Source organism: Cognatishimia activa, assembly GCF_017798205.1.
GTDB lineage: Bacteria > Pseudomonadota > Alphaproteobacteria > Rhodobacterales > Rhodobacteraceae > Cognatishimia > Cognatishimia activa_A.
The window spans coordinates 720536-742693 of the sequence record NZ_CP060010.1 but is presented as its reverse complement, the minus strand read 5'-3'; the positions used below and the strand labels follow the sequence as shown (position 1 = coordinate 742693).

Here is a 22158-nt window from a genome sequence, read left to right as displayed (position 1 = left end):
AGAGTATTTCAGGCAAGATGAAATCTACGCGCGCCCGCCGCGGCGAAGTTCTTTGAGGTTGATACCGCCGATGACATGCGCGGTGCCGAAGTAGATCGCCATGCCCGCAAAGACCAATCCTGCAAGCGCCAGATAGCGGATGCCATCCGCGATGAGCGCAGCGCTGAGGGCCTCAGCGAGAGCGAAAAGCGCCACGCCCATGATCAGGGACGCCAGCGCGATCCGCCAGAGTTTGGATTTAAACCGCGCATCAAATCGGGTGACCTCTCCGAAGCGACGCGCGCCCAGAGCCAGTTGCAGCACCATGATCCAAGCGGCGGCGGTGGTCGCGACCGCTGGGGCCATCCAGCCGATGTAAGGATGGAGGCCAAAGGCAAGCGCTGCGTTGATCACCATGGCCCAGACCGCATAGCGGAAGGGGGACTTGGTGTCTTCGCGGGCAAAGAACAGTGGTTGCAGGGTTTTTTGCAGCACAAAAGCGGGCAGGCCGAGGCCGTAGATGGCTGTTGCCCAAGCGATGGCTTGGGTGTCTGCTGGCGTCATCGCACCGCGTTCATACATGACCGAGACCAGTGGCAGAGGGATGACGAGAAGCGCAATGGTGCTTGGCAGGGTTAGGGCCAGCGCGAACTCTGAGGCGCGGGAATAGGCGTTCCGCGCGCCAGTGTCGTCTCCTGATTTCAAACGACGCGATAAATCCGGCAGCAGCACGATGCCAACGGCAATGCCAATCACACCAAGGGGCAATTGGTAAAGGCGGTCTGCCGCGAAAAGCCAGCTCACAGCGCCTTCGGTGCGGGAGGCCACGAGTTGGCCGACCACGAGGTTGATCTGCATGACGCCTGACGCAAGGGCTGCTGGCACCGCGACCTTCACCATCTGAGACATATCCGGCGTCCAGCGCGGCAAGCCGGGGCGGATCTTGATGCCGGCGCGGGACGCCGCTGACCAAACCAGAGCCAATTGAGCGACGCCTGCGATAGGGATCGTCCAGATCAACCAGGTGATGACCTCTTGGCCCAGCGCATAGGCCAGCGCCATCGCAGTTACAGCGAAGATGTTTAACAAAACAGGCGCGGCGGCGGCGACGGCAAAGCGCCCTGTGGCATTCAGAACGCCAGAAAACAGGGCGGCCAGAGACATGAAGACGATGTAGGGAAAGACGATCCGTCCGTAGCCGACAGTGACGTCAAAGCGCGGGTCTCCGTAAAACCCTTCGGCTGTGGCCCAGACCAGTGCAGGCATGAAGATCATCGCCAAGGCGGTCAGGCTGAGGACGGCAAAGGCCAACCCGTTAAAGGCGTCGGTTGCGAATTTGGTTGCGCCTTCGTCCGCCTCATATTTCTTGGAAAACATCGGCACAAAGGCCGCATTAAACGCGCCTTCGGCAAAGAAACGGCGGAACATGTTGGGAAGACGGAAGGCGGCCACAAAAGCGTCCATGCCGCCAGCAGGGCCGATCAGACCGAGGATCAGGATCTCTCGGGCAAAACCCAAAACACGGCTCATGAGGGTCCAGAACCCGACGGTCAGAAACCCGCTTATGAGCCGGATCGGCTTCATGCATTGGCCCTTTCAGAGCCCTTGTCGATCGCGTCCTTCAGGCGTTTCTCAAGCGTCTTTAGTTTGCTTTCGGTGTGGAACTTCAGCCCGAACATGTCTTTGACATAGAAGGTGTCCACGACCTGTTCGCCATAGGTCGCGATGACGGCTGAGGCGATATAGATATTGCTATTGGCCAGAGTGCGCGTCAGGTCGAACAAAAGGCCAGGACGGTCGCGGGTATCGACCTCGATGATGGTGTAAAGTTCCGATCCGTCGTTGTCGAAGGTGATTGTCGTCGGCACCTTAAAGGCCCGCTCACGTTTCTTGAGCACATCGCGGGATTTCATCGCCTCGGAGGTGACCACTTCGCCTTTCAGCGTCTTGTGGATCGTGCGCGACAGGCGGTCCAGGCGGCTCGCTTCATAGGGATGGCCTTCGGCATCCTGAATCCAGAAAGCGGCCGTCGCGTAGCCGTCTTTGGTTGTATAGGTCCGTGCGTCGACCACATTGGCTCCGACTAGCGCCAAAGCCCCCGCGAGGCGCGAGAAAATTCCGGGGTGGTCTGCAATGGCAAAAAGAACACGCGTCGCATCGCGATCGGTGTCAGGGTGCAGATCAATCCGGATCTCATCATCGCCCAGATCCTGCAAGAGGGTGGCAAAGACAGTTTGTGCCTCCAGCGGCAGCCCCTGCCAATAGGCGTCGTAATGGCGTGAGGTTTCCTGTTTGACGACCTTGGGATCCCATCCCGCCAATGCCTTGCGCAGTGCCTTGCGCGCTTCAGCGCCGCGGTTCGTCCGGTTAATCGCTTCCATACCGTCATCCAGCACCGTGCGGGTCAAACCGTAAAGCGAGCGGATCAGCGTGGCTTTCCAGTTGTTCCATGTATTCGGTCCAACGCCGCGAATGTCACAGACGGTCAGAACGGTCAGCAGATCCAATCGCTTGACGCTGCCCACCGCTTTGGCGAAATCACGGATCGTGCGCGGGTCAGAGAGGTCGCGTTTCTGCGCCACGTCCGACATCAACAGATGCGAGCGCACCAGCCATTCCACGGTCTCGCAGTCGTCTTTGTTCAGACCTAGGCGCGGTGCGACTTTCTTGGCAATCTGTGCGCCCAAAATCGAGTGATCTATCTCGCGCCCTTTGCCGATATCATGCAGCAATAGTGCTACGATCATGACCTTGCGGTTGATACCTTGCCGCAGAATGCCGGAACTCAGTGGAAGCTCTTCTTCCAGCATATCCTGCTCTATTTTGGTGAGCTGCGAGATCACCTGGATCGTGTGCTCGTCCACCGTGTAGCTGTGATACATGTTGAACTGCATCATCGCGACAATCGGCTCGAATTCGGGGATGAAGGCCGACAAAACGCCCAGCTCATTCATCCTTCGCAAAGCGCGTTCAGGGTTGCCATGCTTGAGCAGCGTATCCAGAAAGATCTTGGCTGCCCGTTTGTCCTTTCGGAAGGCATCGTCGATCAGATGCAGGTTCGCTGTGACCAATCGCATTGCGTCCGGGTGGATCAAAAGGCCGGTGCGCAACCCTTCTTCAAACAAGCGCAATATATTCAGCTTGTCGGTCAGGAAGGCTTTGTCATTCGCGATCGCAAGACGGTTGTGAATGACCTTATAGCCGTCCTTGACCTTGCGTTTGCGTTTGAAAATCCGCTCCATCAAAGCAGGTGCCTTGGCGTGGCGCGCTTCCAGTTTGGTCAGCAAGATGCGGGTCAGATCGCCTACTGCAGTCGCGTGACGGAAGTACTCCTGCATAAAGATTTCGACGGCACGTCGTCCGGCTTTGTCCTCATATCCCATGCGCTCGGCGACCATGACCTGCATGTCAAAGCTCAGCTGCTCCATCGGGCGTTTCGCCAAAAGATGCAGATGCGCGCGGGTGGCCCAGAGGAAATTCTCGGCGCGGGTAAAGAGTTGAAATTCGTCTTGCGTAAACAGCCCCAATCCAACCAGTTCGCGCACGTCATTCACGTGATAGACATATTTCGCGATCCAAAAGAGCGACTGCAGGTCGCGCAGGCCGCCTTTACCTTCTTTCACATTGGGTTCGACCACATAGCGCGCGCCCTGTTTGACATGACGCGCATCGCGTTCGGCCAGCTTGGCTTCGATGAATTGTCGTTCGCTGCCTTTGAACAGATCAGCTTCCAATTTCGCGGGCAGCTCTTGGCCCAAAGGCGCGAAGCCTGCGAGAAAGCGCTGCTCTAGCAGGGCGGTGCGAATGGTGAAATCTTCGCCGCCAAGGCGCACACAATCTTTGACCGTCCGCGAGCTGTGCCCGACCTTGAGCCGCAAATCCCAGAGCATATAGAGCATCGACTCAATGACGCTCTCAGCCCAGGGCGTGATTTTGTAGGGCGTCAGAAATAGCAGATCGACGTCGGACTGTGGGGCCATTTCGCCACGCCCATAACCACCAACCGCAAACAGAGCGATCTTTTCGCCTTCGGTTGGCGTGGCCAATGGATGCAGGTAGGTGATCGCCACATGATGGGTCGTAGTCACCATGCAATCGGTCAGCCAGGTATAGGCGCGTGTCAGCGGGCGGGCATCAAAAGGGCGGGTCTCAAACCCCGCCTCAATGGCAGCCCGTCCGGTTTTCTGCACGTCGCGCAGCAGAGCAACCACGCCGCTGCGGATCTCTTTTGCGTCTTGCGTTGAGGAACATAAGTCCGCCAAAGCCGCGCCAAGCTTAGCGCGGTCGACGATGAGATCTGGATCGCAGATCAGGTCTTGGGGCGGGTTCGGAAGAAACCCTGCTGATTTAGAAACCTGTTCCGGCGAAACTTCTTGGAGCTGGGTCAAGAATAACAACCTGTTTGTCACGCACCGTGGCCACTGCCAGCCCGCGTTCGTTTGTTCCATCTGCACGCAGACGGAAAATTCCGTTTACACCCTGAAAGCCCGCGCCTTGGGTCAGCGCATCGGTGGTCAGAGCATTGCTGCGTCCCTCTGCCACAAGAGCTCCGATGGCCGCAACACCATCATAGGCCAAACCGCTGATTGCGTGGGGTTTGCCGCCAAATGCGTCCGTGTAACGGCTGTTAAACTGGCTGGTAAGAGCCGGATCAGGCAGAGCGAACCACCCCTCTTGCACGCCTTTCAGCGCCAGAGTCTGCGGTGTCGCATCCCAGCGGGTCAGGCCCATGTACTGGACTTTTTCAGCCGTAATCCCTGCTTCAGGCATAAGTTCCGCGAGGAACGGCAAAGCACCAGAGGCATCGGCGGTCAGGAATAGCGCGTCGGCTGCAGTGTCTTCGACCAGATCGCGCACTTCGTTTACGGCCTGAATCGCACCCTGTTGCGAGAATTGATAGGACACGGCCCCGGAATTGACCGCGCCATTTGCGTTGACCGCATTGATAATCGCATCACGCCCGGCTTCGCCCGCGACGTTCTCGGCGTGCACCGTCACATAGCTGTTCTTGCCATTTCGGGTCGCGAACTCGACCAAACGATCTGCTGTGTTCTGGAAGGTTGCGCCCAAAACAAAGACGTTGCCGCCTGCAATTGAGGGGTTGTTTGAGAAGGACAGCACATTGATGCCTGTGCCTGCCATGGCCAGACCCACGGCATTGGTCGGCGCAGAGCGTACCGGCCCCAGAATGATCTTGGCCCCATCTTCGACCGCTTGACGCGCGGCGTTCTGCGCGGTCTGCACATCGCCTGCGGTGTCATAGACGCGCATATCAATCTGCACACCCTGCAGATCCGCAATCGCCAGACGCGCCGCGTTCTCGAGGCTTTGTGCGAGCGTCGCATCGCCTGCCGCTTCAGAGGTCTTTGGGACCAACAGCGCCACAGGCACAGGCGCCGTGGTATTGATCGAAGGCCCGCCCCCAAAGGCAATTGGTTCGCAGGCAGCGATGCCGACGGCGGTTGCAAGCACAAGTGCCCCTTTCACAAAGCGGCGACGAAGCTTAAAAGCGGAACCCATAGAACTATCCTCATTCCTAGCCTAAGCGGGTAATGTGGCTTGGCTGCCTGTCCCGCCGGATTGGTTGCCCCCAATGAGGCGAATAATAAACGTGCACGCCGGAGGGTCCAGCGTTGAATTATGAAATCAAACGGTTGACCCCGGGTCTCTACTTTGTGGCGATTCCAATTGGCACCGCCCGAGACATCACCCTGCGTGCCCTGGACGTGCTGGCAAGCGCCGATGTCATCGCCGCCGAGGATACGCGATCTTTGCGTAGATTGCTCGAGATCCATGGGGTGCCCTTAAATGGCCGGCAGGTTCTGGCCTATCACGACCATTCCAGCGCGGGTGCACGCGCAAAACTTATGTCTTTTTTGGAGGCCGGGAAATCTGTGGCCTATGCGAGCGAGGCCGGAACGCCTCTGATCGCAGATCCCGGATATCACCTGTCCAAAGAAGCCGCCGACGCGGGCCATCAGGTAACCACGGCGCCGGGCCCCTCGGCCGTGATCAGCGCGCTCACGCTGGCAGGGCTGCCGACGGATGCGTTCTTCTTTGAGGGTTTCCTGCCAAACAGCAAATCGGCACGCCGCAACAAGCTGGACAGTTTGCGCGAAATTCCGGGCACGCTCGTATTTTATGAAAGCCCGAAACGATTGGCGGACATGTTGAAAGATGCCGCAGACGTTTTGGGCGCGACCAGATCTGCAGCCGTGTGCAGAGAAATCACCAAGAAATTTGAAGAAGTTAAACGGGGACCGCTGGGTGATCTGGCTTCGGATTTGGAAAAATCTTCGGTGAAGGGCGAGATCGTGGTCCTGATCGACCGCGCCTCAAAGCAAGAGCTCGGGCAAGACGACATCGAAGCGGCGGTGCGCAAAGCGCTTGAAACCATGTCGGTTCGCGACGCCGCGGAAACGGTGGCCCGAGCCACCGGCCAAAACAAACGGAAAATTTACGCATTGGCCCTAAACCTAAAGTCATCCGTCTAAACCGACTTCAGGAAACCCAATGTTTGTTGACCGATCCAGCCATTTTGCCAATGCAAAGCCTGTTCAACTTGAAATGAATTTTGAGGCAGGATCGGATGAAAATCCCGCCTTGAAAAAACGCCAGATGCGCGGCCGTCGCGCCTATCTTGCGGGGCAAGCCGCTGAGGCAACCGTGGATCGTCTCTATCAGAAAAAGGGCTATGAAATCCTTGCGCGCCGTTGGCGCGGTGGCGGCGGCGAAATCGACCTGATTTATCGCGACGGCGGCGGTTGCGTCTTTGTCGAAGTGAAGCAAAGTTCTGATTTTGATCGCGCGGTTCAGTCATTGCGCCCGGCCCAGATCCGCCGTTTGATGCAAGCGGCAAGTGTGTTTGTGGCGGGTGAACCAAAGGGGCAAATGACGGATATGCGGTTTGACGTGGCTTTGGTGAATGGACGCGGCGAAACAGAAATTCGTGAAAATGCGCTCTGGGCGGCCTAGCTGCCATTGCAAGCTTTAGGCCTCTGCGCCATGTAAAGGGCAGTGAATTTGAGGACTGCCCATGAAAATCGCCTTCCAAATGGACCCGATCACCGGCGTGGACATCAACGCCGACAGCTCGTTTCGCCTTGCAGAAGAGGCGCAGGCGCGGGGGCATGAGTTGTTCTTTTATGGGCCCGATCAGCTTGCCTATGAAGAGGGCCTGATAACCGCCAAGGGCCACCGGATGACTGTGCGGCGCGAGCAGGGCAATCATGTGGATCTTGGGCCGTTGGAACATGTTGATCTGGCGAGTTTCGATGTGATCTGGCTGCGTCAGGATCCTCCATTTGACATGCACTACATCACTTCGACGCATCTGCTTGATCGTCTGAAAGATGACGTGTTGGTGGTCAATGACCCGTTTTGGGTACGCAACTATCCCGAGAAACTGTTGGTTCTTGATTTCCCGCAATTGACGCCGCCGACCACAATTGCGCGGGATCTGGAGACAATCAAAAGCTTCAAGGCCAAGCATGGCGATGTGATTCTCAAGCCGCTTTACGGCAACGGCGGCGCCGGGGTGTTCCGCCTTGACGCCAACGACCGCAACTTGACGTCTTTGCACGAGCTCTTCACGGGGTTCAGTCGTGAGCCGCTTATTGTGCAGAAATTCCTGCCCGACGTAAGCAATGGCGACAAGCGCGTGATCCTGGTGGATGGGGAACCCGTGGGCGCGATCAACCGCGTTCCAGCGGCGGGCGAAACGCGCAGCAATATGCACGTTGGTGGTCGCCCCGAAAAAATCGGCCTTGCAGAACGTGACCTCGAAATCTGCGCTACGATTGGCCCTTTGCTGCGGGAAAAAGGGCAGGTCTTTGTCGGGATCGACGTCATTGGCGACTATCTGACCGAGATCAATGTAACGTCGCCAACAGGCATTCAGGAACTCGAGCGTTTTGACGGCGTGAATATTGCCGAGAAGATCTGGCAAGCGATCGAGGCAAAGCTCTAAGTCTTGTTTGGCTTGCGCCTCCGATTACTCGTTTTCGCGAACAATCCGATAGCTTAGGGCCTCGGCAACATGGGGCCCGAGCACCTCGGGGCTTTCGTCGAGGTCAGCAATGGTGCGCGAAATACGCAGAATGCGGTGATAGCCGCGCGTCGTGATGTTGAATTTTTCGGCCGCCATCAGCATCAGTTCACGCCCCTCCGCATCAGGTGTTGCGACCTCTTCCAGTTGTTTGCCTTGCAAGTCTGCATTTGTGCGTATGTCCCCCGCACCGGCAAATCGCTTGGATTGAAACACGAGGGCGCGGGCGACACGTGCGGCAACGGTGGCCGAGGTCTCGCCGTCTGCGGGTCGGTCGAGGTCCTGGAATTCGACAGGTGGCACTTCGGGGCGCAGGTCGAGGCGATCCATCAAGGGGCCAGAAATGCGGTCGAGGTATTCTTTGCCACAGACCGGCACGCGGGCGCAGGCTTGGGCGGGATCATACATGAACCCGCAGCGACAGGGGTTTGCCGCCGCAATAAGGGAAAATTTGCAGGGATAGCTGACATGGGCATTGGCGCGGGACACCAGCACACGCCCTGTTTCAATCGGTTGCCTCAGGGTTTCCAAAACATTCCGCGTGAATTCTGGAAATTCGTCCATAAAGAGCACACCATTATGCGCGAGGCTGATTTCACCTGGCTGCGCGCGTCGCCCGCCTCCGACAATCGCGGGCATTGAGGCTGTGTGATGCGGTTCACGAAACGGACGCGCCCGGGAGATGCCGCCTTGGTCTAGTAGTCCGGCGATCGAGTGGATCATGCTGGTTTCCAGCGCTTCTTCAGGCGTGAGGGGGGGCAGAATGGAGGGCATGCGCGCCGCCAGCATGGATTTGCCAGACCCCGGCGTGCCGATCAGCAAGAGGTGATGCCGCCCCGCCGCCGCGATCTCGAGCGCCCGTTTGGCGCGATATTGGCTTTTGACGTCCCTGAGGTCTTTGAGCGAGTCGTCTTTAATGACCTCGCCGGGCTGACTAGGGGAAATCGGGGTTTGGCCGGTAAAATGTCGAAGCGCTTCGGTCAGCCCCAGCGGCGCAATGACTTCGGTTGCGCCGACCCATGCGGCTTCTGGACCCGAGGCGGCGGGGCAGAGCAATCTGCGATTTTCGCGCGCGGCTGTCATTGCGGCGGGGAGGGCGCCGGTGACGGGGATCAGGGTGCCATCCAGTGAGAGCTCGCCAAGGGCCAATGTGGTCTCGGCGGCGTCTTTGGGGATGATGTCCAGCACGGCCAGCAAAGCGATCGCGATGGGAAGGTCGAAATGGCTACCTTCCTTTGGAAGATCCGCCGGAGACAGGTTTACGGTGATGCGCTTGGACGGCAAAGCGATGGCGAGCGCATTCATTGCCGCGCGGATCCGCTCGCGTGCCTCAGAGACGGCTTTATCTGGAAGGCCAACGATGGAGAACGCTGGCATGCCCGGGGTGATCGCGCATTGAACTTCGACGAGATGGGCGTCCACGCCCTCAAAGGCGACGGTATAGCTGCGCGCGGACATAGGGCCTCTTACGGTTTTCCTCAGGTTAGGCGCGCTTGGTTAGCAAAGTGTTAAGGCCGCCTGCGTTTGCGAAGCAGGCGGCCTTGGATTTGAGTATTTTGAGCAAGATGAAAGGCTTAGGCGGGCCAGTCTTTGACCGGGTAATCCTTTTTGTACCAAGGTAGGGTTTCGCCGATTTCCAGACCCAAAGCCCGCCATTTTTGAAAGGCGGGGTCGGTGAGATGCGCGGTGACATAGGCTTCGGCCATCTCGCTCATTGGAAGGCTATAGCCCGCGAGGCGTGCCGCAACAGGCGCAAAGAAAGCGTCGGCTGCCGAGTAGTTTCCGCAGAGCCAGGGCGTGTCGCTTTCACATGTCGCGCGGGCCCAGGCCCATATGGTTTCCAGGCGGGCAACATCGGCCAGAACTTCGTCGCGAGGGGCGCTGTCGGCGTAGGCGGTGCGCAGGTTCATCGGGCAATCGCCGCGCAGCGCCGTAAAGCCAGAGTGCATTTCGGCCGCCAAAGTCCGGGCAACTGCGCGATGTTTAGGGTTAGACGGCCAGAGGCCTGCGTCAGGGTGCCGGCTGGCGAGTTCTTCGGCGATGGCAAGGCTGTCGGACACGGGGATGCGGTCCTCGGTAACCAGGGTCGGCACGGTTTTGGCCGGTGCGTGATCGGCCATCTGGGCCGCGACCCCAGCCTCGTCAAAGAAGTCGAGCAAAGTTTCCCTACGCGGAATGCCGAATTTTTCAAACAGCAGCCATCCGCGCAGGGACCAGGAAGAATAGGCGTAGTCGCCGAGGATCAGATGATAGGTCATAACGAGAGCCTATGCGGCTTGCGCGGCTGGGTAAAACGAAGATCTGTCATGCGGCAGATCACGGGGTGTGATTGATCGCCTTGGTGTGCCAGCCGGTCTTAGTGATGTCGATTTCGGTCACTGAAAGGTTGTCGATCTTGTGCCCAAAGGCCTCATAGGCCGTCAGCTTTTCTGAGCGTTGCAGCTGGGTCAGGATCGCGCCGAAATGGGCGACCACAATTAGGTCTTTGTCCGGATGGGCGGCAAGAGCTGCGTCAACGGCTTTGCCAACGCGAGCTTCAAGCTCATGCCATGATTCCCCGTTTGGCGGTTTTACATCGCCCGGATGCTCCCAGAAGGCGCGATAGGTTTCTTGGTCTTCGACCTCGTCAAACCGTTGCAGCTCCCAATCGCCGAAATTCATTTCACGCAAGTCGGGATCATGGGGGAGACGCGTGCGTGCGCCCTGAATTGCATCTGCAGTTGCGACGGCGCGGCTGAGGTCAGAGGAAATCACCAAAGCATCCGCTGGGAGGTGCTCTGCCAGCCTCGCAATCGCGTCATGATCGGAAAGGTCCGCAGGCAGATCACTCCAGCCGACCATGGTTTTGGCATGGGTTGGGCCATGGCGAACAAGGCATAGCCGCCTCATGGCAGGTCGCCCTTCAGAACCTGCGGCAGGCCCGCGATCACGAACACCCCGAGGTTTGCGGTTTCAGCCAGCCGTTGGTTAAGCTTTCCCTGCGCGATGCGAAACCTTCGGGCCAAGGCATTGTCGGGTACGATCCCCATGCCAACTTCGTTGGACACGACGACGACTCGTCCTTTGCATGCGGCAAGCGCCGCAATAAGCGCTTCGGTTTCTACCGCCAGATCGTGCTTTGCCATCATGTGATTGGTCAGCCACATGGAGGCGCAATCCAACAGCACGACCTGATCGTCGCCAACCTGAGAGAGCGCTTTGGCCATATCCAAAGGCTCTTCGATCGTGTGCCAGTCGTTCCCCCGCGCAGCCACGTGATCACGCACCTTTGCGGCCATTTCGTCATCATAGATCTGAGACGTCGCCACATAGACCCGAGGGGCTCCGGTCGCCACCACAAGTCCTTCTGCAAAAGCGGATTTTCCAGAGGACGCCCCGCCCAGTACGAATGTCAGCTTTGGCAGCTCTGCCATGGAATGCCTCAAAAAGTGATCCGTTCCGATGGTCCTTGCGTAACCAACATGAATATCCAGCGCAAGGAGGGGGCCTCATGACGCATATGGACCAAACTTTCATGCGTGGTGCCATGAAAGCGGAACTCTTGGATGCCGAGACGGAAACAGCTCTGGCGATTGCATGGCGCGATGACCGAGATGAACGCGCTCTGCACCGGTTGATCACCGCCTACATGCGGCTTGCCATTTCGATGGCGTCGAAGTTCCGCAGATACGGCGTGCCAATGAACGACCTGGTGCAAGAAGCGGGGCTTGGCCTCATGAAAGCTGCCGACAAATTTGACCCAGATCGTGGTGTGCGCTTTTCGACTTACGCCGTTTGGTGGATCAAAGCCTCGATTCAAGACCATGTGATGCGGAATTGGTCTTTGGTGCGCACCGGCTCGACCTCGGCGCAGAAGTCCCTGTTCTTTAACCTCAAGCGGGTTGAGGCGCAGATTTTGCGGGAAAGCGGTGAGCCCCTAGATTCCCATCAACTGACCGAAAAGATCGCCACGGAAATCGGTGTGTCCGTGCGGGATGTTGAAATGATGCAGGGCCGGCTGTCCGGAGGCGACTATTCCCTGAATGCCCAGCAGGGCGGGGACGAGGACGGCCGCGAATGGATCGATGTGCTCGAAGACGACACGATGCAAGGCTCTGAACAGGTCGACGAGGCGCGGGACTCTGCGGTGCTGAAATCCTGGCTCGAAGAGGCGATGGAAGACCTCAATGACCGTGAAAAGCTGATCGTGCGTCAGCGTCGGCTGTCAGAAAAGGGTCGTACGCTCGAGATGATCGGTCAGGACCTTGGGATCTCTAAAGAACGCGTGCGCCAGCTGGAGGTCGCAGCCCTTGCCAAGATGCGGACCAAGCTGGAACGGCATGGTGCCGAAGTGCGGGCGCTGATCGCCTGATCTTGTAACATCGCGATCAAGTGCATAGTGTCAGCCCACACCGAAGCTCGGAGTGGCCAAATGCTCGACAATAAACGCATTCTCCTGATTATTTCCGGAGGCATCGCAGCCTATAAATCGCTGGATCTGATCCGCCAATTGCGCAAAGCAGGGGCCTGGGTCACGCCGGTGATGACGGGCTCTGCCCGCGAGTTCGTGACTCCTTTGTCGGTCTCTGCTTTGGCCGAGGAAAAGGTCTATCAGGATCTCTTTGATCTGACGGATGAAGCCGAAATGGGCCATATCGAACTCTCTCGTTCTGCCGATCTGATTGTTGTTGCGCCTGCGACGGCCAACTTGATGGCCAAGATGGCGCAGGGGCTGGCCGATGATCTGGCTTCGACGCTCTTGTTGGCCACAGACACGCAGGTTTTGGTCGCCCCAGCGATGAACGTGCGCATGTGGGATCATCCCGCCACTCAACGCAATATCGCGACTCTTCGCGCGGATGGCGTCAGCTTTGTAGGCCCGAACGAAGGCGAAATGGCCTGTGGCGAATTCGGCCCCGGCCGGATGTCCGAGCCGCATGAAATCGTATCCGCCATTCAGGCCGAATTCGAAGAAGGCCCTTTGACCGGCCGTCGCATCCTTGTGACATCTGGGCCGACCCATGAGCCGATTGATCCCGTGCGCTATATCGCCAACCGCAGTTCCGGTGCGCAGGGCACCGCCATTGCGCGGGCGTTGACGGCGCTGGGCGCAGAGGTTGTCTTCGTCACGGGCCCCGCTGATGCGGCACGGCCAGAGCGCGCGCGGATCGTCGAAGTGGAAACCGCGCAAGAGATGCTGGAGGCGGTCGAAGGCGTGATGCCTGTAGACGCCGCCGTCTTCGCCGCCGCTGTTGCCGATTGGCGTGTGGATGGCGCAAGCGAAAGTAAAATCAAGAAGCAAGCGGGCGCACTGCCGACGCTTGGGTTCAAAGAAAACCCAGACATTCTGGCAACCGTGTCTCAGCTGAAACAGGGCCGGCCTGAACTGGTCGTCGGCTTCGCAGCGGAAACCGACGATGTGATCGCCCATGCGACCGCCAAACGAGACCGTAAGGGCTGTGATTGGATCGTCGCCAATGACGTCAGCCCCGAAACCGGCATCATGGGCGGCTCGGAAAACGCGGTGACGCTGATCTCTGACGCTGGCGCGGAAAGCTGGCCGCGCATGGGCAAAGACGCCGTGGCCGAAGAGCTGGCAGCGCGCATCGCCAAGGCTCTGGCGGAATAAACCATGTCAAAACAAGTGAAATTCAAGCGCACAGAGGCCAATGCGGACCTGCCGCTACCAAGCTACGCAACCCCCGGAGCCGCCGCGATGGACCTGCGGGCCTGTCTGCCAGGCGGCGCGGTGACTGTGGAGCCAGCGTCCTTGGTGATGCTCTCCATCGGCTTTTGTGTTGAACTGCCCCAAGGCACCGAAATGCAAATTCGCGCCCGTTCCGGCATGGCGCTAAAGCGGCATCTGATGATCCCCAACGCGCCGGGCACGATCGACAGCGACTATCGCGGCGAGGTGAAAGTCGGGCTCTATAACTATGGCACTGAATCCGTGACCCTGAACCACGGAGACCGTATCGCACAGGCGGTTGTTGCCGATGTCTTGCAGGTCGACTGCTGCGAGGTTTCCGAATTGTCAGACACGGAACGCGGCGCGGGCGGCTTCGGTTCAACAGGCGTGAGTTAGATGTTTGCCGTCCTCGTCGCAGCGGGTGCCATCTGGGGTATTGGCGCTCTGATGAAAACGCCGAAATCCGTGCGTTGGACCATGCTCGGCGTGCTCTATCTGGCGGTTTTGCTGCTGCAGGCGGTCTTCCCGACCGGTCATCCCTTGCGAGAAGCTACCGGTGGATCCGTCGCGCCCTGGCTTTTGATCGGCGGCATCGGGCTTTTGGTGTTTGCTTATCGCAAAGGCCTGCAATGGTTGCGCACCCGCGCCGCAGGACAAGCGGACGCGCAGGCCGAGGCGCCTGCGAAAACCGGAACTTTCTCGGACACGGAACTCAATCGCTACGCCCGTCATATCGTGCTGCGCGAAATTGGTGGACCGGGGCAGAAGAAACTTAAAGAGGCCAAGGTGCTGGTGATCGGAGCAGGGGGGCTGGGGTCTCCGGCGCTGCTCTATCTGGCCGCGGCAGGCGTGGGCACCATCGGTGTTGTGGATGACGATGAGGTCGACAATTCCAACCTTCAGCGCCAGGTCATCCATCAGGATGCTGGCATCGGCATGCCCAAAGTGCATTCCGCCGCCGCCGCCGTGCGCGCACAGAACCCATTTGTCGAGGTGCGTCCTTACAACCGTCGCCTCATTGCCGACGAAGCCGAGACGCTGATTGCCGACTACGATCTGGTTCTGGACGGCACCGACAACTTCGACGCCCGCTATCTGGTCAATGCGGCCTGCGTCGCGCTGGGCAAACCTCTGATCTCAGGCGCTCTGACCCAATGGGAAGGGCAGGTCAGCGTCTTTGACCCCGCCCATGACGCACCCTGCTACCAATGTATCTTCCCTGAGGCGCCTGCCCCGGGGCTCTCACCCAGCTGCGCCGAAGCAGGTGTCATCGGCCCGCTGCCTGGCGTCATCGGGTCGATCATGTCGATGGAGGCCGTCAAGATCATCGCAAATGCTGGCACGGTCCTGCGTGGCGAAATGCTGATCTATGACGGGCTTTACGGCGAAACCCGCAAAATAGGCCTAAAACGCCGCGCCGATTGCCCCTGTTGCGGATCAAAATAACGTTTGCCCATTGCGCGTGGCGCGTCACGGCATAGGTTGATCTCAAAGGAGATCACCGCATGACAAACCCGCTGCTTTCCACTTGGAATACCCCTTTTGAAATCGCGCCCTTTGACCTGATCAAAGACGAAGATTTCTTGCCTGCCTTTGAGGCCGCGCTCGCCGAGGATCTGGCCGAAGTTGAGGCCGTCGCGACTAACCCCGACGCCCCAAGTTTTGCCAATACCATCGAAGGCCTGATGAAGACCGGTCAGGCCTTGGATCGCGTTGCAGGCGCGTTTTACACGGTTGCAGGCGCTGACAGTAACCCGGCGCGAGAAGAAATCATGCGCGAGATGTCTCCGAAACTCGCGGCGCATGGATCCTCGATCTATGGCAATAAACAGCTTTTCGCGCGCATTCAGGCCGTTTGGGATCAGCGCGACCGCCTTGATCTGAGTGATGAACAACAGCGCGTCCTCATGCTGACCCATCGCAATTTCGTCCGGGCGGGTGCCGCGCTGGAAGGCGAGGCCGATGCGCGTATGAAAGAGATCAAATCGCGGCTCGCGGTCTTGGGCACAGAGTTCACTCAGAACCTTCTGGCAGATGAACGGGATTGGTTCATGCCCTTGGCGGAGGACGATCTCGAAGGCCTCCCAGATTTCGCCATAGCCGCCGCCCGCGCGGCCGGCGAAGAAAAGGGGCAGGACGGTCCGGTGGTCACGCTCTCGCGTTCTATCATCGTGCCGTTCCTGCAATTTTCGCCTCGCCGCGATCTGCGCGAAAAGGCCTTTGCCTCCTGGACTGCACGCGGCGCCAACGGAGGCGACACAGACAACCGCGCCATCGCCGCCGAGATCCTGAAACTGCGAGAAGAACGCGCGCAGCTTTTGGGCTATGAAACCTTCGCCGACTACAAGCTCGAAACCGAAATGGCCAAGACGCCTGACGCGGTACGCGGCCTGTTGATGGACGTCTGGGAACCCGCCAAGGCGCAGGCCGACAAAGACGCAGAGGTCCTGACGCAAATGATGCATGACGATGGCATCAACGCGGACCTCGCCCCCTGGGACTGGCGCTATTATGCGGAAAAACGGCGCAAAGCCGAGCATGATCTGGATGAGGCTTTGTTGAAACCCTACCTGCAGCTCGACCGCATGATCGAAGCGCAATTTGCCTGTGCAAACCGCCTGTTTGGCCTTGAGTTCGCACCGCTGGATATTCCGCTCTATCACGCGGATTGTCGCGCTTGGGACGTCACGCGCAATGGCGAACATGTGGCCGTCTTCATCGGCGACTATTTCGCAAGAGGCTCCAAACGTTCGGGCGCGTGGTGCTCGGCCATGCGCGCGCAGGCAAAGTTTCCCGAGGTGCAAGCGCCGGTCGTGATCAACGTCTGCAACTTCGCGAAATCTGACCCTGCGCTTTTATCCTATGACGATGCGCGCACCCTGTTCCATGAATTCGGCCATGCGCTGCACCAGATGCTCTCTAATGTGACCTATGAAAGCGTCTCTGGCACCTCTGTGGCGCGCGATTTCGTTGAACTGCCAAGTCAGCTTTATGAGCATTGGCTTGAGGTGCCCGAAGTGCTGCAAGAATTCGCAACCCACGCGGAAACGGGCGAGGCGATGCCTGCGGAGATGCTGGAAAAGGTGCTTGGCGCCGCCAACTTCGACATGGGTTTTGCGACGGTGGAATATGTGGCCTCAGCCCTTGTAGATCTGGCCTTCCACGAGGGCGCAGCGCCGACTGATCCAATGTCGAAACAGGCCGAAGTCCTTGCCGACCTCGGCATGCCCGCCGCAATCACCATGCGCCACGCGACGCCGCATTTCGCGCATGTCTTTGCGGGCGACGGTTATTCCAGCGGCTACTACAGCTACATGTGGTCCGAGGTTATGGATGCAGACGCGTTTGCTGCCTTTGAGGAGGCAGGCGGGGCCTTTGACCCTGAAATGGCCAAATCGCTTGAGGCCAATATCCTGTCGATGGGTGGTTCGGTTGACGCAGGAGAGCTTTACGAACGGTTCCGGGGGCGGTTGCCGGGGGTAGAGGCTCTGCTGAAAGGGCGCGGGCTAGCGGCTTAAAGAGGAACGCCCAAGCGCCCCATCGAAGGGCCCTTGGGCGTTGCCAAATCTGCGATTTGTCGAGTTTAGGTCGAAATCGGGTTGGCCTTGGCAAGCTGGTCAAACTGCATCAGCGTGTCGATTAGTTTCGGCATCTGGTCCAGATAAATCATGTTTGGCCCGTCAGACGGCGCGTTGTCAGGGTCTTCATGGGTCTCAATAAATACCGAAGCGACGCCCAGTGATACAGCCGCGCGCGCCATGACTGGCGCGAATTCACGCTGTCCGCCCGAGCTGCCGCCCTGTCCGCCGGGTTGCTGCACAGAGTGGGTCGCATCCATCACCACGGGATAGCCCGTTTTCGCCATCCGAGGCAGGCCTCGCATATCAGCCACCAGGGTGTTGTACCCAAAAGAGGTGCCGCGCTCGGTCAGCATGATCCGTTCATTGCCGGTGCTCTCGACCTTGGTCACAACGTTGTCCATGTCCCAAGGCGCAAGAAACTGACCTTTTTTGATGTTGATTACGGCTCCGGTTTTGCCCGCTGCGACCAAGAGGTCGGTTTGGCGGCAAAGAAAGGCTGGGATCTGCATAATGTCCACAACATCGGCCACAGGCGCGCATTGCTCTTCGGTGTGGATGTCCGTCAGGACCGGCACGCCGATCGCGTCTTTCACCGCTCCCAGCACCTTAAGGCCTTCGTCGATTCCAAGCCCACGTTTGCCGGACACGGATGTGCGGTTTGCCTTGTCGTAGCTGGCCTTAAAGACATATTGCGCCCCCGCCGCGTCGCAGGCCTCTTTCATTTTGCCCGCAATCATTTGCGCGTGGTCCAAGCTTTCCAGCTGGCATGGCCCAGCAATCACGGTTAGCGGCTGGTCATTGGCAATCGTCAGATCGCCGACGGAAACATGTTTCATTACGAAGATACCTGTTCGCGAAGGATAGAACCCGTGAGGGAGATCATCAGGTAAATGCCTGAAAACACCAGAAAGGCCAAGATCGTGTTTTCAAACTTGCGCGGATAGCTGGGATCCTCTGACGCAACAGGCGCAACCGAGGTCGTCAGATAGCGCACCTGACGGCTGGCTTCGAGCTCGGTTTGTTTCAATGTCTGCAAGGCAGATTGCATGATTAGATCCGCCGTCGCGAGGTCCGCCAAGGCAATCTGGATCTGGCTGTTTTGACGCGCAAGGGAATCTTCACCACCACGCGCCGCGGTCATGCGTTCCTGCAGTCCCTGCAATACGCCTTCGAGGCGGCGGATCGAGCCGCGCGCGCCATCGACGCGGGCTTGGTTGGGCCGCGCGTTGTCCAACAGCTGCGTCAGTTCCAGCTGCTTTTCCTGCAGTTCCAGCTCGTAGGTCGAAATCTGTTGCCGGAGGCTGGCGATCAGACCCTCTGGGTCAAGCACCGTGCCTTCTTGCAAATCAACCAAAGTGGTCTGGGCCGCGCGGCGATCCGCCTTGGCTTGTTCCAGCGAACGGCGCGCGTCCTTCACTTGGTCTTCGCGTTTGCGTTGGCTGAGCTCATCCACGCGCTCTTCGGCATAGGTGATCAAGGCTTGCGCATAGCGTTGCGAGATCGCCGGATCAGGAGAGGCGACTTCCATGCGGATCACGCCTTCGGTCGGGTCATAGCCGATCTTGACGAACTTTTTGTAGACCGAATAGGCGGCCTCGTTTGAGGGGTTCTCTTCAAGCCGCTGCAAGGGATCTACGGATGGATCAGAAAAGACAGACTTGAACCCTTCATCCGCGTCCAGCCGTAGCATCGCGTCTTTGGATTGCAGATAGGATTGCGTCGCGATGGAATCCTGATTGGTGGCCATCTGCGTACCCGAGAAGAGGCCTCCAAGACCGCCAGCTCCGCCAGAGCTTTCGGATTGGATGATCAGGAATTCGGACTTGGTCGAATACATCGGCGTTGCGACCGAATAGTAATAATAGCCCGCCAGCAACGTCGGCAGCGCCACAAAGGCCAGCAGCCGCGAGAACATCAGGAATGTCTTGCGACGACGCCGTTTGGCGATGTCTTTCTGGATGTCGCCGATCTCGCGCTCGCGGGTGGAGGCGGGCGAGGCCATTTCGGTGGAGGGCATCGTGTTGCCCTGAGGCCGGGTCTGCGGGAGTTGCACGTCGTTTGACACGACTTCCAGCATATTGCGCGTGCTGAACGGGTCGCGCCCGCTTTCGCGCAATAGGCGCACGGCGTCATAGTCGGATGTCGCGGCAAGCCCGTGTTTCTGCGCCAAGCGGCGGGCCATGCGCAATTGGCGTCCGGTCAGGCCTTCTTGTCGGATTGCGGCAATGGCTTGTTCTGGGCTGACGGCTGCGGGCATTGAGGCAGGCGGAGCAGTTGTGCCAGAGGGCGCGGGAGCTGCCGCCGGAGCGGGTGCGCTATCGGCCATGGCGTTTAGGCCGCCCATGTCCTCTTCGGGCGAGGTGGGCATCGGGCTGTCTTCGACAGGAGCGATTTTGGCACGACGCTCGGCAGCCCGCGCCAACCGCGCTTCGCGGCGTGAGGCGCGGTCGCTGGGGGCCGCTGCAGGTTCAGGCGCGGTTTGCGCAACCGGCGTTGTTTCAGGTGTCGCGGCTGGGGCCGCCTCGGGCATCTCTGCCTGAGGCGCTGCCGCAGAGGTGCCTTGGCCACCGCGACGGATGCGGAATTTCTTAGCCTTGGGTTTGGTAGTCATAAAGCTGCTTGGCCTCTTCCAAGGTGTCGAACATATGGAGCTTGCCGTTCCTTAGAACAGCCGCGCTCTTGGCGAATTTTTCCAGCGTCTTCGGCTGGTGGCTGACGATGATCATCGTGGTGGTGCGCAGACGTTCCTTCAGCACCTCGCCTGCCTTGCGGTTAAAGTCCACATCGGTCGAAGACGGCATGCCCTCATCGACGAGATAGATGTCAAAATCCAAGGCCAGCATCAGCGCGAAAGAAAACCGCGCCCGCATGCCCGAGGAATAGGTGCCGAGCGGTTGGTCGAAATATTCGCCCAAGCCACAGAGCCAACGGCAGAAGGCCTCGACATAATCCGGGTCCAGCCCATAGAGCCGCGCGATATAGCGGCTGTTTTCCACCGCCGTGTGTTTGTTTACCACCCCGCCCATGAACCCTAGCGGGAACGAGATACGACAGGTGCGACGGATTTCGCCCTCGTCAGGCTTTTCCAGACCGGCCATCATATTGATGATCGTGGTCTTGCCAGAGCCATTGCGCGCAAGGATGCCAACCGAGGTTCCAAGTTCCACGCGAAAAGAAGCGCGTTCAAGGATGACCTTGCGCTGCTTGCCAGTCCAATAGGACTTACTCACGTTGTCGAACTCGAGCATTACACTGCTCCGGCGCTGCTCTGCCTATATCTCTCCTTAGCGGAGAAGTCTTAATACCCTTTTGGGCTTTGAGGCTCATTATGTCGGATTAGCCCCTCATCTGACAATAACTGACTGCCAATTTATTTGATTTTTAATAAAGAAACCGGCGCTTTGACGCCGGTTTCGGGGGTTTCGTTGCTGAATTGAATCAGTCGTCGGGTTACATCTCGATCTTTTTCACACGCAGAACGCGACCTGCGATGATCGAGATGATCGCGGCCCCAAAGCTCAGGAGCGCACCCATCTTGGCTGCATCCTGTACCGGTCCTGCATCAAAGGCGACCGAGGCCACAAAGAGCGAGACGGTGAAACCGATAGCCGCAACAAAGCCGATAATGACCAGATCGATGATCCTCATGCCCTCTGGCATGCCCAGTCGCATAGGCGAGGCCGCGATCCAGCCAAAGATCAGAATGCCGACAGGTTTACCGATGATCAGACCCGCCAGAACCAGCCAGGTCGCATCGCCAATGGCGCTGAATTCCACGCCCGCGTTCAAGAGGCCAAAGAAGAACAGAATGATCTCGACCGGGTGTTTCAGGGCGTGTTCGATCACGTTCAGCAAGTCATGCAAGTGCTTTTCCGCATCCGAGAATATCCCGAAGGCACGGTCTGCATGAGGGATCGCAGGCACCACTGGCAGCAGACCCAGTGCAGGGTGCAGGCCAGAGCGCATAAAGCCATACCAGCTGATTGCCGCCGCGGCCGCGTAAGGCAGGAAGTGCAGCTTCTTGCGCACCCATGTGGAGTTCGGACGCGCTTGGTTGCCGCGGTCCATGCGACGGGGCAGCCAGTTAAACAGGATATAAACGCCCAGCGCACCGCCAAAGGAGGCCAAGAGCCAAACGGGGGCGAGGTCTCCGGACGGGTAGAAGATCGCGAGGATGATCAGGCCCGCCGCATCATCGGCAATCGCCAACAACAACAAGAAGCGCACAGCCGGGTGGCCCGCGCCAAAGACCAGACGGCCCACAAGATAGGAAAAGGCAATGTCCGTCGCCGTTGGGATCGCCCAGCCATTGGCCACGGCGTTATAGGTGTCGGACCCGAGGAAAGCCGCCAAACCAAGATACACCGCAATCGGTCCAAACATGCCGCCCGCCGTTGCAAACAGGGGCGTCGCCGCCTTTTTGCCCCGCAAAGAGCCGTCTTTCAGAACAACCGCTTCCCAGACTTCTTTCGCAGCAATCGCAAAGAAGAACGCCATCAGCACGTCATTCACGAGGTAATGGAACGACAGAACCTTCGCCGTGCCCGGAGAGCCAAAGGCGTCATAGCCCTTGCCGTAGACTTTCTTCCAATAGTCATAGTCGAGGCCAACCCAGTCGTTGAACCAGACGGGGTATTCCACAAGGTGGTGGTAGCTATGTGCATCTGTGTTTGCCCAGACTAACGCAATCAACGCCCCTATGATCAAAAGCAGGGAATAGTTGGTTAAAAAGTTCCAAACGCGATACATACTTGCTCCTCCAAAGCTTTCAACGGGGATAGCCTAATGGGGCAGGGTCTTCAACGTTTTGGACGCGCGTTTCGCTCAATACCGTATCACTACGGCGTGTTAGCGCCCCCATCTCGAGGGCGTAGGCCCATCGC

General features: G+C 58.6%; 19 protein-coding genes. 8 read left to right on the top strand and 11 right to left on the bottom strand.

The features are described from left to right. Positions 1-24: 24 nt before the first annotated feature. From murJ to HZ995_RS03500, 3 genes are read right to left on the bottom strand one after another with little or no spacing between them, the layout of a single operon-like run. The gene (gene murJ, locus HZ995_RS03510) at positions 25-1563 is read right to left on the bottom strand and encodes a murein biosynthesis integral membrane protein MurJ (RefSeq protein WP_209357299.1); all 1539 of its coding nucleotides are present in this window, start codon (positions 1561-1563) and stop codon (positions 25-27) included. Then, on the bottom strand, positions 1560-4367 hold the full coding sequence (locus HZ995_RS03505; protein ID WP_432417985.1) for a [protein-PII] uridylyltransferase: 2808 nt from the start codon (positions 4365-4367) through the stop codon (positions 1560-1562). Before HZ995_RS03505 ends, murJ begins: the two co-directional genes overlap by 4 nt. After that, positions 4327-5499: a penicillin-binding protein activator gene (locus tag HZ995_RS03500; protein ID WP_209357297.1), complete on the bottom strand. Its 1173-nt coding sequence runs from the start codon at positions 5497-5499 to the stop codon at positions 4327-4329. The genes HZ995_RS03505 and HZ995_RS03500 overlap by 41 nt, the downstream gene beginning before the upstream one ends. Before the next feature lie 113 nt (positions 5500-5612). On the opposite strand from HZ995_RS03500, the gene rsmI reads away from it, so the two are divergent. From rsmI to gshB, 3 genes are all read left to right on the top strand, one after another. Then, positions 5613-6473 carry a 16S rRNA (cytidine(1402)-2'-O)-methyltransferase gene (rsmI, locus tag HZ995_RS03495; RefSeq protein ID WP_209357296.1) on the top strand — a complete coding sequence of 287 codons (861 nt, stop codon included), beginning with the start codon at positions 5613-5615 and terminating at the stop codon, positions 6471-6473. Positions 6474-6492: 19 nt separating this feature from the next. Next, positions 6493-6954: a YraN family protein gene (locus tag HZ995_RS03490; protein ID WP_245168738.1), complete on the top strand. Its 462-nt coding sequence runs from the start codon at positions 6493-6495 to the stop codon at positions 6952-6954. A gap of 61 nt (positions 6955-7015) precedes the next feature. Next, entirely contained in the window at positions 7016-7948 is a 933-nt protein-coding gene (gene gshB, locus HZ995_RS03485; protein WP_209357295.1) for a glutathione synthase, read from the top strand. Between the two features lie 24 nt (positions 7949-7972). On the opposite strand, the gene HZ995_RS03480 is transcribed toward gshB, so the two are convergent. The 4 genes from HZ995_RS03480 to cobU form a co-directional block, all read right to left on the bottom strand. Then, entirely contained in the window at positions 7973-9484 is a 1512-nt protein-coding gene (locus HZ995_RS03480) for a YifB family Mg chelatase-like AAA ATPase (protein WP_209357294.1), read from the bottom strand. Positions 9485-9600: 116 nt separating this feature from the next. Beyond that, positions 9601-10284 (bottom strand): glutathione S-transferase, encoded by a 684-nt coding sequence (locus tag HZ995_RS03475; RefSeq protein WP_209357293.1) that lies wholly within the window; start codon positions 10282-10284, stop codon positions 9601-9603. A 58-nt stretch (positions 10285-10342) separates the two neighbouring features. Further along, a complete protein-coding gene (locus HZ995_RS03470) occupies positions 10343-10915 on the bottom strand; it encodes a histidine phosphatase family protein (RefSeq protein ID WP_209357292.1) in 573 nt (190 codons plus the stop codon). Continuing rightward, positions 10912-11439 carry a bifunctional adenosylcobinamide kinase/adenosylcobinamide-phosphate guanylyltransferase gene (cobU, locus tag HZ995_RS03465; protein ID WP_209357291.1) on the bottom strand — a complete coding sequence of 176 codons (528 nt, stop codon included), beginning with the start codon at positions 11437-11439 and terminating at the stop codon, positions 10912-10914. The genes HZ995_RS03470 and cobU overlap by 4 nt, the downstream gene beginning before the upstream one ends. Positions 11440-11516: 77 nt before the next feature. On the opposite strand from cobU, the gene HZ995_RS03460 reads away from it, so the two are divergent. From HZ995_RS03460 to HZ995_RS03440, 5 genes are read left to right on the top strand one after another with little or no spacing between them, the layout of a single operon-like run. Beyond that, entirely contained in the window at positions 11517-12377 is an 861-nt protein-coding gene (locus tag HZ995_RS03460; RefSeq protein ID WP_209357290.1) for an RNA polymerase factor sigma-32, read from the top strand. A gap of 60 nt (positions 12378-12437) precedes the next feature. Then, positions 12438-13634 carry a bifunctional phosphopantothenoylcysteine decarboxylase/phosphopantothenate--cysteine ligase CoaBC gene (coaBC, locus tag HZ995_RS03455; protein ID WP_209357289.1) on the top strand — a complete coding sequence of 399 codons (1197 nt, stop codon included), beginning with the start codon at positions 12438-12440 and terminating at the stop codon, positions 13632-13634. 3 nt (positions 13635-13637) lie between these two features. Further along, entirely contained in the window at positions 13638-14090 is a 453-nt protein-coding gene (gene dut / locus HZ995_RS03450) for a dUTP diphosphatase (protein WP_209357288.1), read from the top strand. After that, positions 14091-15140 carry a HesA/MoeB/ThiF family protein gene (locus HZ995_RS03445; RefSeq protein ID WP_209357287.1) on the top strand — a complete coding sequence of 350 codons (1050 nt, stop codon included), beginning with the start codon at positions 14091-14093 and terminating at the stop codon, positions 15138-15140. A gap of 59 nt (positions 15141-15199) precedes the next feature. After that, on the top strand, positions 15200-17212 hold the full coding sequence (locus tag HZ995_RS03440) for a M3 family metallopeptidase (RefSeq protein ID WP_209357286.1): 2013 nt from the start codon (positions 15200-15202) through the stop codon (positions 17210-17212). 65 nt (positions 17213-17277) lie between these two features. Here HZ995_RS03440 and kdsA read toward each other — a convergent pair whose 3' ends face one another. From kdsA to HZ995_RS03420, 4 genes are all read right to left on the bottom strand, one after another. Then, positions 17278-18111, bottom strand: coding sequence for a 3-deoxy-8-phosphooctulonate synthase (gene kdsA / locus HZ995_RS03435; protein WP_209357285.1), 834 nt, complete (start codon positions 18109-18111; stop codon positions 17278-17280). Next, positions 18111-19886, bottom strand: a complete 1776-nt coding sequence (locus HZ995_RS03430; protein ID WP_209357284.1) for a capsule biosynthesis protein — start codon at positions 19884-19886, stop codon at positions 18111-18113. The genes kdsA and HZ995_RS03430 overlap by 1 nt, the downstream gene beginning before the upstream one ends. Then, positions 19864-20523 (bottom strand): ABC transporter ATP-binding protein, encoded by a 660-nt coding sequence (locus tag HZ995_RS03425; protein ID WP_209357283.1) that lies wholly within the window; start codon positions 20521-20523, stop codon positions 19864-19866. Before HZ995_RS03425 ends, HZ995_RS03430 begins: the two co-directional genes overlap by 23 nt. Before the next feature lie 202 nt (positions 20524-20725). After that, positions 20726-22024, bottom strand: a complete 1299-nt coding sequence (locus HZ995_RS03420) for a Na+/H+ antiporter NhaA (protein WP_209357282.1) — start codon at positions 22022-22024, stop codon at positions 20726-20728. Between the last annotated feature and the right edge of the window lie 134 nt (positions 22025-22158).